The sequence below is a fragment of the Bifidobacterium pullorum subsp. gallinarum genome, from assembly GCF_000741215.1.
Taxonomy (GTDB): domain Bacteria; phylum Actinomycetota; class Actinomycetes; order Actinomycetales; family Bifidobacteriaceae; genus Bifidobacterium; species Bifidobacterium pullorum_B.
Map to the genome: position 1 here is coordinate 217,372 of NZ_JGYX01000001.1, position 14,162 is coordinate 231,533.

The window sequence follows — 14,162 nt, forward strand, 5'->3', positions numbered from 1 at the left end:
ACACGCTAGCGCGGCAATGCCGTCAGACGGCTGTCCCAGTCGCCTCCGCACGGCGTGATCGTGACGATGCGGGCACCGTCGCTGGTCGGTGCAACGCCGGAATCGTCGTGCGCGGAGGGCCGGCTGATGCCGATCTCCAGCCGTTCGGGGGCGAGCGCGGCGGCCATCTGTTCGCCCCATTCCATCAGGATGACCGTATGCTCGCCCGGTTCGCCCAGTTCCTCGTCCAGTCCGAGCGATTCCAGTTCGTCCAGCAGTCGGTCGACGCTGTTCTGTCCGGGTGCGTAGGCGGTGCCGCCCAAGCGGTAGGCGTCCACGTGGATGAGGTGTGCGGGCGAACCGTCGGCGAAGCGTCCGTCGAGTTCGCGGGCGATGGTGAAGGTCGGGGAGACGATGGGGCCGTCGATGCCCAGTCCACGGCCGAATCCTTGGGCGAAGGTGGTTTTGCCTGCGCCGAGCGGTCCGGATAGGAGGATGACGTCGCCGCCTGTGGTGATCGAGGCGACGGCCGCGCCCAGTTCGCGCATGGATTCCGTGGTTGCGGCGGTGATGGTGAGTGGGGTTGTCATATCAGTGTTCGCGTCCTTTGCTGCCGATGAGGATGATGGCGCGTTCCAAGGCGTAGACCGGGTCTCCCCCGTTGGTTTTGCTCTGTTCGTCCGCCCATGCGAGGGTTTGGATGCATCGGCCGAGCCCGGCGGATGTCCATCCGGACAGTTGCCGCATGGCGATTTTCAGGACGTACGGGTTGGTTTTGGCCTCCGCTTGGGAGATGACGCCGGATTTGACCGCCGAGGCCTTGGCCAAGGTGCGCAGTTTCATGGCCAGTGCGCCGATCAGGGCGATGGGTTCCGTGCCTTGTTCGATGGTGGATCGCATGGCCACGATGGCGTCGGCGGTGCGTCCCTCCAGGGCGCGGTCGGCCACGGAGAATCCGCTGACCTGCGGGTCCGCCGTCAGGTACTGGTTGACGCGTTCGATGCCGATGGGATCGTCGTCGAAGTCGAAGCATAGCTGCCCGCACATGGCGGCCAGTTCGCCGGTGCGCTCGCCCAGGACGGCCACCAGCTGCTGGGCCGCCATGGGGTCCACGCGCCGGTGGCGCCGTTCGAACTGCTGCATGACGAAGTTGATCTTGGCGTCGGCCTTCTTCAGGTCGGGGACCTTCTCCTCCCGGGCGCCCGCCTTGATGATCAGGTCGTGGATGCGTTTGCCTTTGGTCCCGCCCTCGTGCTGGCAGATCACCGGGCTGGCGTTGGCGTCGTTGTTGGATTGTCCGCAGTATGCGGCGATGACGTCGCCCAGTTTCTCGTCGGCGTTCTGCAGGTTGCGGACCACCACGATGGCGCGGTCGGCGAGCAGGGAGGGGCTGACCGCCTCGTCGAAGGCGTACCGGTCGGCGTCGGTGGCGTCCAGTTCCACGACGTCCGCGTCCGGGTAGGCGTTCAGCGCCTGGTGGGTCAGGTCGCGGACGCGCTGGTCGTTGAGGTAGGAGTCTCCCCCGTAGACGATGGATACCATGGCTTTGGCTGACGGCTTGGGCATACTGTTCAATCTCTCCGCATCGCTGGACATTTCCCCCGGTTGTCCGGGCTGTGATCCGCCCGGTCATCCCATGAGCCGAACACCTTGGGGGTCTGGTTGATCCATAGGCCGATCCGTTCGTACCGGTTCCGCATCGCCTGCCATGGTTCGCCCGGTTCGTCGGCGCGTGCCTGCAGCCGTCTCCCGTTGGCGCGCCATCGGCCCACGGCAGCCACCAGCACCGCGATAGCCGCCTCCGCGCCCAGCACGCTCACGGCGCCGGTCACACCATCGGCCCACGGCAGCGTCATGCGGTCGTCGCCACCCAGCCACATGGCGCAGCATTCCATGACCTTGGTCCCCCACCCGGCGACCCATGCCAATGCGCCGCCCACGGGCGGGCAGCACCACGCCGTCAGCAGACCGGCCAGGCCGGTCATGGTGGCGGCCCCGACCACCGGGGACACGATCAGGTTGGCGGGCACGGACATCAGCGGGATGGCGGGCTCCATCAGGATCTGCACCGGCAGCGTGCAGCATTGCGCCGCAACGGTCAGGGCCACCGCCTCCGCCACGATCGCGGGCAGGAACCGTTCCAGTCGTGCCGCGATCGCACCCGTGCAGGTGATGATGCCGAACACCGCCGCGCAGGAGAGCGCGAACCCGTAGCTTGCGGCCATATCTGGACGCGCCACGATTACAGCAACCGCCGTCCAGCACAGGGCGCTCATCGCCTGCGGACGGCGCCCCGCGGCCGTGGCCGCGGCTGTGAGACACCCCATGATCAGCGCCCTGGTCACCGAATCCGAGGGGAACATCAGCGCCGACAGCCCCAGATATGCGCCCACGGTGGCGACCGCCACCACATACCGGTGGGCGAGCAGCCGCGCGCACAGGCGGCGCACCAACGCCGCCACCAACACGAAATGGCCTCCTGAAACCGCCATGAGATGCATGATCCCCGAGCGGCGGAACCGCTCTTCCAGCTGACCGGCATAGGTGGCGTCGATTTCGGAGGCTCCCCCGGACCGTGCGGCGTACCGTTCCGATCCCAGCACGCCGATGGTCAGTCCCGGCACCAGCACCCTGGCTTGATCGGATAGGTCGTCCGTAGCCGCGAAGAACGCCTCCTGCATATGCGCCACGATGCGGGACCCCAACGGCGGCGCCAATGCCAGCTGTGCGCCGTGCGCGTCATCGAGGGTCAACCGCACCCGCTGCCCGCCGAACTTGTTCTCCGCCAGATGTCCGGAGAACCGGTAGCGCGCATCGCGGGCCAGCGCGGCGCACTGCTCACCCGAGGCGTAGAGCCGCACATCCACGGAGGTGACCATATCCACCCCGTCGATCGTCACCCGGGTCAGTCGCGCCTCGCTTTGGCAATCCGCCTCGAATGTGTCGGCCACCGTCACCGGGGCGCGCACCGTGCCCTGTATCACGGCATGGACCGGACCATCGCGCACGCGAACCGACACCGGGTCATGCCAGACGACGGCGTTCACGCACCAGGTGGATACGCACGCGGTCAGCGCGGCGCAGCACACCATCGTCGTCATCCACACTGTGGCACGCGTCGGCCGCCAACACCCACGCATGACCGCGATTCCCACGCCCACGCCCGCGGCCGCGCCGAACGCCCCGGCCGCCAACACCCAGCCGATACCGACGTCCGTCCACCAACCATCGGCGGCCGGTTCCATCACGGCGGCGAACAGCCACCGGGTGCCCAGAGCGGCCGCCCAGACCGTCAACGCCACCGGCAGCATCCGCCAATCACGGCTGCCCTGCTCCCTCCGTCCGCATCCGTCCATCCGCATCACCGCACCACCACCTGATCCCGCATCCTCTCCAGGGTTTTGGGGCCGATACCGGAGACTTCCAGCAGTTGATCGACGCTGCTGAACCGCCCCACCTGCGAGCGATAGTCGAGGATGCGCTGTGCGATGGCCGGTCCGACGCCGGTGATGGTGTCCAGCTGTTCGAGTGAGGCGGTGTTCAGGTCGATCCGTCCCTGCTCGTCGATGCCCGGAGCGGCGCCGCCGGCATCCGGATCGGAGGGCTCCGGGGTTTGCGCGCCGCCGGACGACGCGTCGTACGATTCGCCGGACAAGTCGTCGGATGCGACGTCCTGCGACTCGCCATTGCCGGACGCGGACGCACCGTCCCCGGATGTTTCCTCACCGAATGCCCTCTCTTGGGCGGCATCGGAGGACCGGTCCCGGCGCTCTATGGAGGCTTCCTGCTCCCGGTAGGCGGCGTAGTGCAGCGATTGACGGACGAGCAGGGTCAGGCTGGTGCTCAGTGCGCAGCACAGCAGCAGGACGACGATCAGCGCGTGCACCGGCTTGACCGTCAGCCGCGGGCAATCACGGCGGAACCGTGATGTCAGCTCGTCGTCATCGAGGCGGTCCGTCGGCTGCACCCCGGTCAGACCCGTGAGTCGCACGCGTCCCGTGCCATGCGCCTGTTCACGCGCGATGCCGCGCACGGCATCCGGTTGCGGGCATGACGGCGGTCTGGGCGGCGAGAGCAGCCGTTCGCGCGGCTCCAAGGCGTCCAGTCGTCCCATCGCCGGTGATATGCCGGCATCCGTTCTCCGCATGGTTCCACGATGCCGCCGGAACCACTTGGAAGTCCAGCGCCGCCGGGCGATGTGGTCGAACGATTCCGGTTATCCACCGCCACTCCCGCCGGACGGTCGGCGTCACGCCCGCGTATACGGCGGTGGGCGGCCTCCCGTGCCCGGAAGGCCGCCCACCGTAGGGTAATGCGGCGGAAGAGGGTATCCCCCTTGCGCCCCGATCGATTATTCGGCCGGCACGATCGAGACGATCTTCGGCGCCTTGACAATCACCTTGCGCGGCGTCTTGCCGCCCAGACGATCGGCCACGGCCTCCAGCGCCATCCGTTCGAGCTCGGCCGAATCGATGTCCGGGCTGACCTCCAGCTTGGCGCGCACCTTGCCCTTGATCTGCACGACCGCGGTGATGGTATCCTGCCCGACGTACCGTTCGTCGGCCACCGGCCAGGACTCGTGGGCCAGCGAAGCGGCGTGGCCGAGGCGGTTCCACAGCTCCTCGCAGATATGCGGCGCGATCGGCGCGAGCATGAGGATCAGCGGTTCCACGGCGGCGCGCGGCACCGCATCCAGCGAGGTCAGGTGGTTGTTGAGCACGATGAGCTTGGCTATGGCGGTGTTCGGGCGCATGCCCTCCATCTCCACCGTCACGTCGGCGATGGTGTTGTTGAGCAGCTTGAGGGTCTTCAGATCCGGCTCGTCCTCGCTCACGCGCACCTCGCCGGTGGTCTCGTCGACCACGTTGCGCCACAGGCGCTGCAGGAAGCGCATGCCGCCGACCACGTTGCGGGTGTTCCATGGGCGGGACTCCGCCAGCGGGCCCATGCTCATCTCATACAGGCGGAACGTGTCCGCGCCGTAGTTCTCGTACATGTCATCGGGCGTGATGATGTTCTTCAGGCTCTTGCCCATCTTGCCGAACTCGCGGTTGACATGCTGGCCGTTCCAGGTGAACGTCGGCTCGCCGTCGGCGCCGGCCGGGCCTTCCTCCACCTCGGCGGCCGGCACGTACTGGCCGCGGTCGTCGGTGTAGGCGTAGGCCTGGATCATGCCCTGGTTGAACAGCTTGTGGAACGGCTCGGCCGAGTCCACATAGCCCAGGTCGAACAGCACCTTGTGCCAGAAGCGCGCGTACAGCAGGTGGAGCACCGCGTGCTCGACGCCGCCGACGTACAGGTCCACGCCGCCGGAACGGCCGTTGCCGCGGTCCGGGCCCATCCAGTAGTCGTACTCGTCCTTCTCCACCATGTGCTCGGTGTCGGTCGGGTCGAGGTAGCGCATGTAGTACCAGCAGGAGCCGGCCCAGTTCGGCATCGTGTTCGTGTCACGATAGTAGGTCTTCGGGCCCTCGCCCAGGTCCATCGTGACCTTGACCCACTCCTCATTGCGGCTCAGCGGCGCCTCCGGGTTGGATTCGGCGTCCTCCGGGTCGAAGGTCTTCGGGCTGTAGTCGGGCACGTCCGGCAGGTTGATCGGCAGCTGCTCGTCCGGCAGCAGATGCGCCACGCCGTCCTCGTCGTAGACGATCGGGAACGGCTCGCCCCAGTAGCGCTGACGGCTGAATAGCCAGTCACGCAGACGGTAGCTGACGGTGCCCTTGCCCACGCCGGCCTGTTCCAGCCAGGCGTTGACCTTGGCGATCGCGTCGTCCACGCGCAGGCCGTCGATGGACAGCGGCTGGCCGTCGGCGCGGGTGGCGTCCACGGAGGAGTTGATGACGATGCCGTCGTGGGAGACGAACGGCGCCTTGCCCTCGTAGTCGGACAGGTCGTCGCCGGATTCCGGCAGCGGCTGGACCGTGTAGATCACCGGCAGGCCGTACTTGACGGCGAAGTCGTAGTCGCGCTGGTCGCCGCCCGGCACGGCCATGATCGCGCCGGTGCCGTAGTCCATCAGCACGTAGTCGGCGGTGAACAGCGGCAGCTCGGCGCCGGTGATCGGGTTGATGGCGTACAGGCCGGTGAACAGGCCCGTCTTCTCGCCCGCCTCATCCACGCGGTCCTTGGCGGTCTTGGCCTCGGCCGCACGGCGGTAGGCGGTCACGGCCTCCTTCGGCGTGGCGTAGCCGCCGGTCCAGGACTCGGGGGTGTTCGCCGGCCAGGCGTCCGGCACGCAGGCCAGCAGGTGATGCTCCGGGGAGACCACGGCGAACGTGGTGCCGAACAGCGTGTCGGGACGGGTGGTGTAGATCTCCATATCCTGGTCGCCGGACGGGGTCTCGACCGTGAAGTGCACGGAGGCGCCGTGCGATTCGCCGATCCAGTTGCGCTGCATCAGCTTGACCTTCTCGGGCCAGTCGATGGTGTCCAGATCGCTGATCAGACGGTGGCCGTAGGCGGTGATGCGCATCGACCACTGGCGCAGCTCGCGCTGGAACACCGGGAAGTTGCCGCGCTCGGACTTGCCCTCGGCGGTGACTTCCTCGTTGGCGAGCACGGTGCCCAGGCCCGGGCACCAGTTGACCGGGGACTTGGAGATGTACGCCAGACGGAACTCGTTGAGCACGTCGGTCTGTTCGACGGCGGTCAGTTCGTTCCACACCTTGCCGTCGTGACCGGGGATGGCACGGATGCCGGATTCGAACTCGGCCACCAGATCGGCGATCGGACGGGCGCAGCCCTTGGATCCGCTCGGGTTCGTGGCCTCCGGGTCGTACCAGGCGTCATAGATGCGGGAGAAGATCCACTGCGTCCAACGCACATAGCCGGGGTCGATGGTGGCGAAGGATCGACGGTCGTCGAAGCTCAGGCCCATGCGGTGCAGCTGGCGGCGCATGTTGGCGATGTTCTGCTCGGTGGTCACGCGCGGATGCTGGCCGGTCTGCACGGCGTACTGCTCGGCGGGCAGGCCGAAGGCGTCATAGCCCATGGCGTGCAGCACGTTCTCGCCCTTCATGCGGTGGTAGCGGCTGACCACGTCGGTGGCCAGATAGCCGAGCGGATGGCCCACGTGCAGGCCCTTGCCCGAGGGGTACGGGAACATGTCCATCGCGAAGTAGGACTTGCGGCCTTCGGCGTTGCGGCCTTCACCGTCCTTGAGATCGCCGTTGACGTTCGCCGCCCAGAAGGTGCCGTGCTCGTCCCAGTACTGCTGCCAACGCTCCTCGATGCCCTGCGCCATCGCGGCGTTATAGCGGAAGGCGGGTTCGCCGGAATCGACCGCCGGCGCCGCCGTGTTCTTCTCGTTGTCACTCATGGTCAACGATTATCGCCACGTAACTGGACACCAAGCGGGGCATCGTCCGCTGTCCGGACGGGCCCCGCGTCACTTGAACCAGCGGGAGCGGGTCAGGAACCAGGTCACCGCCGCGGCCAGCGCCATCGAGACCACCACGATGAGCAGGAATCCCCACGGTTTGTCGGTGAACGGCATGCCCATCATGCCGCCGTCGAAGTTCATGCCGTACATCGAGAAGATGAGCGTCGGAATCGACAGCGAGATGGAGATGATCGTGAAGATGCGCATCACGTTGTTCAGGTTGTTGGACACGATCGAGGCGAAGGCGTCGGTCATGTTGGCCAGAACGCCGCTGTAGATGTTCGCCATCTCGATGGCCTGCTTGTTCTCGGTGATCACGTCCTCGAGCAGGTCCTCGTCCTCCGGGTACTGCTTGATGCGGGCCAGCGTGGTGAGCTTCTCCATCACGATCTCGTTCGATTTGAGCGATGTGGTGAAGTACACCAAGGTCTTGCTCAGTTCCAGCAGCATCAGGATCTCGCGGTTCTGCATCGAATGGCGCAGCTTGAGTTCGAGCTTGTCGCTCTCCCTGTCGATGATGCGCAGGTACCGCAGGTACATGGTGGCGTTGCGGTACAGGATCTGCAGGATGAACCGCGTTTTCATATAGGTGTTGAACCCGCGGATCGTACCCTCCATGAACGGGTGGAGCACGGGGGTGTCCTGCATGCACACGGTGATGATCATGTTCTGCGTCACGATGATCGACAGAGGGATCGTCTCATACCAGTCGCGTCCGCCACGCTCCTCCACGGTCGGGATGTCCACGATGATCATCGTGTAGTCGTCCTCGACGTCCACGCGCGAACGTTCCTCATCATCCAGCGGGGCGCGCAGGTCGGCCAGATCGATGCCGGTCTCCTGCGCCACGGTGGCCAGCTCCACGTCGGTCGGGTCGGAGAGACACAACCATGATCCGTTCTCCGGTTTACTGATCTGTTCCACCTGGCCGTTGATGGTGTTGAACATACGCAACATGGGTCTCTCACCCGCCTTTCACTGACTGTTGGATAGCATGCGGCGGCTCATCCGAGCCGTATAAAGCATAGCCCCTGTCCCCCGACTTTGCGCCCGTTGCGGACACAAGTTCAACCGTTGTTCATATACGCCGTTCCGATTCGGCGGATTCCGCGCGCCGGCCCGCGCCCCGGGCCGCAACGGGGCCGGCCGGACCTTCCCCGACGGGTTCCCCGCACGCGAATCCATGCGATTACGATGGCGGTTATGACGGAACATGTGGAGCACGGGTTCGGCCCGGTGTGGGATGCGGAGTCACGGGTGCTGGTGCTGGGCTCGATGCCCAGTCCGAAGTCGCGGGAGGCGTCGTTCTATTACATGCACCCGCGCAACCGGTTCTGGCCGGTGATGGCCGCGGTGTTCGCCGATCCGGCGGATCCGGAGGACGCGCCGGGCGATACGCCGGATTCCCGGCGCGCGTTCGCGCTGCGGCATGGCATCGCGCTGTGGGATGTCATCGCCGAATGCGATATCGACGGCGCATCCGACGCGTCGATCGCCAACGCGGTGCCGAACGACCCGGTTCCACTGATCCGGGGTTCGCGCATCGCATTGGTGGCCACGACCGGAGCCAAGGCGACGCAGCTGTATCGGCGGCTGTGCACGCCGTTGCTGGAACAAGCCGGGCTCTCGGTGCCGCACATGGGATTGCCGTCGACCAGTCCGGCGAACGCGGCGATGAGTCTGGACCGGCTCATCGCCGCGTACCGTGAGGTGTTGACGCCGACGGGTCGATAACCGCGACGCCGTGCGCGTCACAGTTCCGTCCGCGTATAGATGCGCAGGCAGATGGCCGCGCTGGCCGCCATGATCGCCACGGTGAGCGCGGCGCATATCCCGCAGCACAGGGCCAGCCGTTCCGGGGACAGCAGCCAGAGCAGCCCGTCGGACCATGCGGCCACCACGGATTCGTCCAGACTGCCCACGAACAGCGCCACCATCAGCACGGCGAACACACCGAGCATCGGCAACATGGTGGTGGCCGTGGTGGCGCCGAACCGGTAGAACAGTATGGTCATCGCGCACACCATGACGGTGCAGACCAACAGGAACGCCAATCCGACCAGCAGAGCCGCGTGCACGGCGTCCGCGGAGCACATCGCCGCCATCATCCCGGCGGGGCCGCCCAGCCCCGGGGCCACCGCCGCGATGCCGATGTTCAGCCCCACCGCGACGGCCGCCGTCAGCAGGCCGACGATCACCAGCGTCAGCAGGGTCAGGTATCGCCCCGCAACGATATCGCTCCGGCTCAACGGCAGCGTCATGCGATACGACTTCCATCCCTTCAGCTCATCGTATTGCCCCAGCTGCATGCCCACCATGGGGTAGGTCATGAACAACGCCGCGGCCACCACCGTGGCCGGGGATTGCGCCTGCAACCCCAGCCACAGGCACAGCACCAGCGAAATGGGCAGGTTCAGCAGCATCCTCTGCCGGATCATCATCAGATCGAGATGCCATGCGCGGATCATCGTGAGACCCCCTTGATCGTGAAATGCAGATAGTCGTCGATGGTCATGCGGTCGCAGGGGATGTCGGGGAACGCCTCGGCGAACGCGAACCGATCCGGCACAGCCAGATCGACGCCGTATTCGTGACGCAGGATCCTCGGTGCCGTGCCGCCGAACACATCCGCGCCAAGGATCGCGTCGATGTCACGCGCCCGGCATCGGGCCACGCCCATCGTGTCGGTGATCTCGTCCTTCGGCTTGTCGAAGACGATGCGGCCGTCATCGATGCAGACCACCCGGTCCGCGATCCGTTCCAGGTCGGAGGTGATGTGGCTGGACATGAGGACGCCGTGCCCGTCATCCGCCACGAATTCGCGCAACAGGTCCAGTACCTCGTCGCGAGCCATCGGATCAAGTCCGGCGGTGGCCTCGTCCAGGATGAGCAGCCGCGCCCCATGGCTGAGCGCGCAGGCGAGCGACAGCTTCATGCCCATACCCCGGGAGAGTTCCTTGACCTTCTTGGTGTCCCGCAAGTCGAACCGCTTCAGGTATGCGCGGAACCGGCGTTCGTCCCACTGCCGGTAGCATCGCCGGAGCACCCCGTTGATGTCCCGGATGCGCAGCGCATCGGGGAACGCCAACGTGTCGAAGACAACGCCCAGCAGTTCCTTGGCCGCCACGCCTTCCGACCGGCCCATCTCGCGGATCGGCGCACCCATCACCGTCCCCTCGCCGCCGTCGGGGCGGATCAGCCCCAGCAGCGCCTTGATCGTGGTGGTTTTCCCTGCCCCGTTGCGTCCGACGTAGCCGACGATCTCGCCGGGGCGGACGGTCAGGTCCACATTCCGCAGTGCGAAATCGCCATACCGTTTGCATAATCGATGGGCCTCAAGCAGAGGCCGGGAGTCGCTCATGATGCGTCGCCTTCCATGATGAGATCCATCATCTCCCGCAGCTCGTCATCGCCGATGTCGGCGGACCGCGCGTCATCCACCAGCCGCATGAGTCGCTGCTCGATCTGGCGACGGCGCTCCTCGCGCAGCAGTTCGACATTGCCGCCGGTGACGAAGCTGCCCTTGCCCTGCACGGTTTCGATGAACCCCTGGGCCTCCAGATCCGTATACGCCCGTTTGGTGGTGATCGCGCTGATGCGCAGCCCGTTGGCGAGCGCGCGGATCGAGGGCAGCTTCTGCCCCGGCTGGAGTTCGCCGGTCAGGATGAGCTCCTTGATCTGCGTGGTGATCTGCTCGTAGATCGGTCTGTTCGACGAGTTGGAGATGATCAGGTCCACTGTGTGTTTCCTTTGCCGTTGTCCGGTGGCCGCCGCGCATGGCTTGTGCGGCGGCCACCGTGCCCTTGACGAAAGCGTCCTCCCGGAAGAGCCCGAGTGTATATACCCTCTATACACAGTATATACACGCGATGGCGGTGCGTCAACACGCCCATCAGAAGTCCGGCTCCCCGTACCGTCCCGCCTCCGTCCCATACGGACCGGCATAATCGGGTATGGCCCCGAGCATGCCGCCGACGTATGCACCGGTCTCCTGCGGCCATGGCGATTCGATGCGGCGGGTGCGCTCGCGGGCCTCCATCGACGAGATCCGATACGGGCCGTCGACGCTCCAGCCGTCCATGTACGGGGCGAGCCGCGCATCGTCGGGTTCCGGCACCGCGATGTCGATGCGTTCGGGATGCAGACCCGGGTCCTCGGCGTCCACACGTTCCCGCAGCAGCGCTATCCGCCGGGCCACCTGCACGCGGTCCGCGCCCTCATAGCGTTCCAGCGCACGCTCCAGGGCCGATAGGAATTCACGCCGCCGCGCCATTGCCAGGTATTGCTCCGCCTGATGATCCATGTCGGCCATCAGACGATCGCATGCATACCGCTCCCGGGCGCGCCGCTTGGCCTCCTCCCATTCGGCCCGTTCCCGCCGGTCCTTGCGGCGCCGCTCCATCGCCGACGCGAATTCGTTGAACGCCGACGGGATCTTCTCCTCCAGCGACGACGTCGCCGTGTCCTTGGCGCTTCTGCGGCAGGCGACGTCGCCATCCGTCCTGATGGAGATCTGCAGCAGGCCCGTGCCGATGAACTCGCGTACGCGGCACGCCAGCCAACGCGGCTCATCCGGATCCGCGCCGACGCTTGAAGCCGGCCTGCGCGGGGCGTTCGGCGCGCACACCTCCTGTACACGCAGGAAATACGTCACGCCGTCGTCGGTGGCGCACACGATATGCGCCCACGTCGCATCCTCGCGGTGCAGCCGCAGCAGGTCCCCGTCGTCGGGCGGCGGCACGGCGAATCCGCGGTCCAGTGCCGACGTTCCGATGAGTCTGATGATCGCGGCCGCACGCTGCACATGCTGTTCGCTCACGTATTGGTTGTCCCGATCGTCCCTGAACCGGTCGACCCATGCCTCGATGGCCGTATCCTGCGTCATAGTGCCCCCTTGCCTATTGTCTTGCATACTTGCATACCGTGGTGAACGCCGCGCGCATCCCACGCGCGATGTTGCACCACAGCATGGCACATGCGACGGCCCGCCGCCACCGTCTTCGGCGACGACGTGAATAAGTGGATGAAACAACGGTTATCCACCGCCGGAGCCGCCCCAAACGCGACAACGGCGGCGGGACGCCGTCACGGACATCCCGCCGCCGAATCCTCATGCGGCCGTTGCGCACGCCGATACGCGGAACCTCACCAGTCGATCCGCGGCACCGGCAGCGCCGGACGCTCGTCGATGGACGGCAGGTCGGCGGCGTCGGCCGCATAGAACCGCTTGAGGTCGGAGGAGAACTTGCGCAGGCTCTCCTTGGCCGAATACAGCATGTGACCGGCCGGGTAGTAAGTGAACGCCACGTTGCCGCGCAGCGGTTCGGGCAGTCCCAGATGGTCGATGTCGCATTCGGTCTGGAAGAACGGCGTGCACAGGTCGTACCAGCCGTTGCCGATCAGCACCTTGAGCGTGGGCTGGTGCACGATCGCCGCGGCCAGGTCGGCCGTGACCGACGGGAACGGGATGATCTCGCCCTCGATGCACTTGGTGTGCGCGGGCAGGCGGTGCCACCACATCCAACCCTTGCCCGGTTCGGTGGATTCCCAGTCGAAATCCGCGAACCCCCGACGCTCGGGGACGCGGTCCCAGCCCAGCTCGTCGCGCAGATAGGCATTGACCAGGCTGGAATACGCAGGGTCGAGGTAGACATCATCGACCACGAAGGTCTCGTCGTCGCTGACCGGATCGAGATCATACCCGGCGGCGCGGCCGTCGTACCGGCCCACGATCCGGCTCCGGTCGAGCAGCAGACGCTTGCGGAACCGGGTGTCCAGCACCCGCAGGTCGGAGGCGAACACGTAATCGGCGTCCAGGCCGGTCAGTTCGGCGTAGCGTTCCGCCACCCTGCGCTTCGTCCCGTCATCCAGGCGGGCGCCGGCGGAGAGCGCCAGACGCAGCGGGCCGTCGGCGAAGGCGCGGGCCTGTGCCAGATGCTCCTCAAGCGTGAGCCCCTGACCGGCCTTGCCGTGGTAGTGCGCCACCGAGACGTAGGTTGGGAAATAGCCGACGTAGCACTGGTCGCTGGTGTCGAACACATGCGCGTAGTCGAGGATGTTCGAGATGAGCGTCAGGCCGTTCAGCGAGACGCCATCCTGCTGGAGACGGTAGGCGAGCGCCGCGCCGCGGGTGGTGCCGTAGGATTCGCCGAGCACGTACTTGGGCGAGTTCCAGCGGCGGTACTTGCTCAGGTAGGCGCGGATGAACGCGCTGAAGCCCTTGACGTCGCCGTCCACGCTCCACAGTTCGGGCTTGGCCTTGTCCAGGATGGTGGAGAAGCCGGCGCCGGCCGCGTCGATGAACACCAGGTCGCTGACCGGCAGCAGGGTTTCGGGGTTGTCGGCGAGCGTGTAGGGGGCGGCGGGCACGGGGTCCGTGTCGGTCACGTCGATGCGTTTGGGCGCGATGGATCCCAGCAGCAGGAATGTGGAGCTGGAGCCGGGGCCGCCGTTGAAGATGAAGGTCACCGGGCGGGTCGCGTCCATGGCGCCCTGGTCGTCCACGGCGTTGAATGCGGCGAAGAAGATGCTGGCGGCCGGCTTGACCTTGGCGGTGTCGATGGTGATGGTGCCCAGGGTGGCATCGTAGCGCCATTCGCGCCCGTCCAGCGTGATGGTGTGGCGCGTGGTCTTCTCGTAGGGTTCGGGCAGGCGCTCCTTGTCGGCGTCCGCGGACGGCGTCTGCGCCGCGGTGGTGTTCTGATCGGTCATTGATCGTCCTTTGCTCGATGATGGACAGGATGTCTCCCATGATACGGTTCGCACTGCTTCGGGGTTTGTTCTTCAGGACACGGTGTTCCGC

General features: G+C 66.3%; 12 protein-coding genes. 1 reads left to right on the forward strand and 11 read right to left on the reverse strand.

The window, feature by feature from the left end; all coding sequences use genetic code 11:
• Nucleotides 1-5: 5 nt before the first annotated feature.
• The 6 genes from tsaE to BIGA_RS01035 form a co-directional block, all read right to left on the reverse strand.
• The gene (gene tsaE / locus BIGA_RS01010; protein ID WP_033505751.1) at nucleotides 6-569 is read right to left on the reverse strand and encodes a tRNA (adenosine(37)-N6)-threonylcarbamoyltransferase complex ATPase subunit type 1 TsaE; all 564 of its coding nucleotides are present in this window, start codon (nucleotides 567-569) and stop codon (nucleotides 6-8) included.
• 1 nt (nucleotide 570) lies between these two features.
• Nucleotides 571-1,545: a DNA polymerase III subunit delta gene (gene holA, locus BIGA_RS01015; RefSeq protein ID WP_033505753.1), complete on the reverse strand. Its 975-nt coding sequence runs from the start codon at nucleotides 1,543-1,545 to the stop codon at nucleotides 571-573.
• A gap of 5 nt (nucleotides 1,546-1,550) precedes the next feature.
• Nucleotides 1,551-3,341, reverse strand: a complete 1,791-nt coding sequence (locus BIGA_RS01020; protein WP_152595951.1) for a ComEC/Rec2 family competence protein — start codon at nucleotides 3,339-3,341, stop codon at nucleotides 1,551-1,553.
• On the reverse strand, nucleotides 3,341-4,126 hold the full coding sequence (locus BIGA_RS01025) for a ComEA family DNA-binding protein (protein ID WP_081929299.1): 786 nt from the start codon (nucleotides 4,124-4,126) through the stop codon (nucleotides 3,341-3,343). The genes BIGA_RS01020 and BIGA_RS01025 overlap by 1 nt, the downstream gene beginning before the upstream one ends.
• A 204-nt stretch (nucleotides 4,127-4,330) precedes the next feature.
• A complete protein-coding gene (leuS, locus tag BIGA_RS01030; RefSeq protein ID WP_033505755.1) occupies nucleotides 4,331-7,297 on the reverse strand; it encodes a leucine--tRNA ligase in 2,967 nt (988 codons plus the stop codon).
• 69 nt (nucleotides 7,298-7,366) lie between these two features.
• Nucleotides 7,367-8,317 (reverse strand): magnesium transporter CorA family protein, encoded by a 951-nt coding sequence (locus BIGA_RS01035; protein ID WP_033505757.1) that lies wholly within the window; start codon nucleotides 8,315-8,317, stop codon nucleotides 7,367-7,369.
• 246 nt (nucleotides 8,318-8,563) lie between these two features.
• Here BIGA_RS01035 and BIGA_RS01040 point away from each other — a divergent pair, with 246 nt between their 5' ends.
• Complete coding sequence (locus tag BIGA_RS01040; RefSeq protein ID WP_033505759.1) at nucleotides 8,564-9,094, forward strand: DNA-deoxyinosine glycosylase; 531 nt, start codon at nucleotides 8,564-8,566, stop codon at nucleotides 9,092-9,094.
• 17 nt (nucleotides 9,095-9,111) lie between these two features.
• Here the strand turns inward: BIGA_RS01040 and BIGA_RS01045 are convergent, their stop codons facing one another.
• From BIGA_RS01045 to BIGA_RS01065, 5 genes are all read right to left on the reverse strand, one after another.
• Complete coding sequence (locus BIGA_RS01045) at nucleotides 9,112-9,828, reverse strand: ABC-2 transporter permease (RefSeq protein ID WP_033505761.1); 717 nt, start codon at nucleotides 9,826-9,828, stop codon at nucleotides 9,112-9,114.
• The gene (locus BIGA_RS01050; protein ID WP_033505763.1) at nucleotides 9,825-10,721 is read right to left on the reverse strand and encodes an ABC transporter ATP-binding protein; all 897 of its coding nucleotides are present in this window, start codon (nucleotides 10,719-10,721) and stop codon (nucleotides 9,825-9,827) included. Before BIGA_RS01050 ends, BIGA_RS01045 begins: the two co-directional genes overlap by 4 nt.
• The gene (locus BIGA_RS01055; protein ID WP_033505764.1) at nucleotides 10,718-11,098 is read right to left on the reverse strand and encodes a GntR family transcriptional regulator; all 381 of its coding nucleotides are present in this window, start codon (nucleotides 11,096-11,098) and stop codon (nucleotides 10,718-10,720) included. Before BIGA_RS01055 ends, BIGA_RS01050 begins: the two co-directional genes overlap by 4 nt.
• Nucleotides 11,099-11,252: 154 nt before the next feature.
• Entirely contained in the window at nucleotides 11,253-12,245 is a 993-nt protein-coding gene (locus BIGA_RS01060) for a hypothetical protein (protein ID WP_033505766.1), read from the reverse strand.
• A gap of 260 nt (nucleotides 12,246-12,505) precedes the next feature.
• Nucleotides 12,506-14,071 carry a S10 family peptidase gene (locus tag BIGA_RS01065; RefSeq protein WP_033505768.1) on the reverse strand — a complete coding sequence of 522 codons (1,566 nt, stop codon included), beginning with the start codon at nucleotides 14,069-14,071 and terminating at the stop codon, nucleotides 12,506-12,508.
• Between the last annotated feature and the right edge of the window lie 91 nt (nucleotides 14,072-14,162).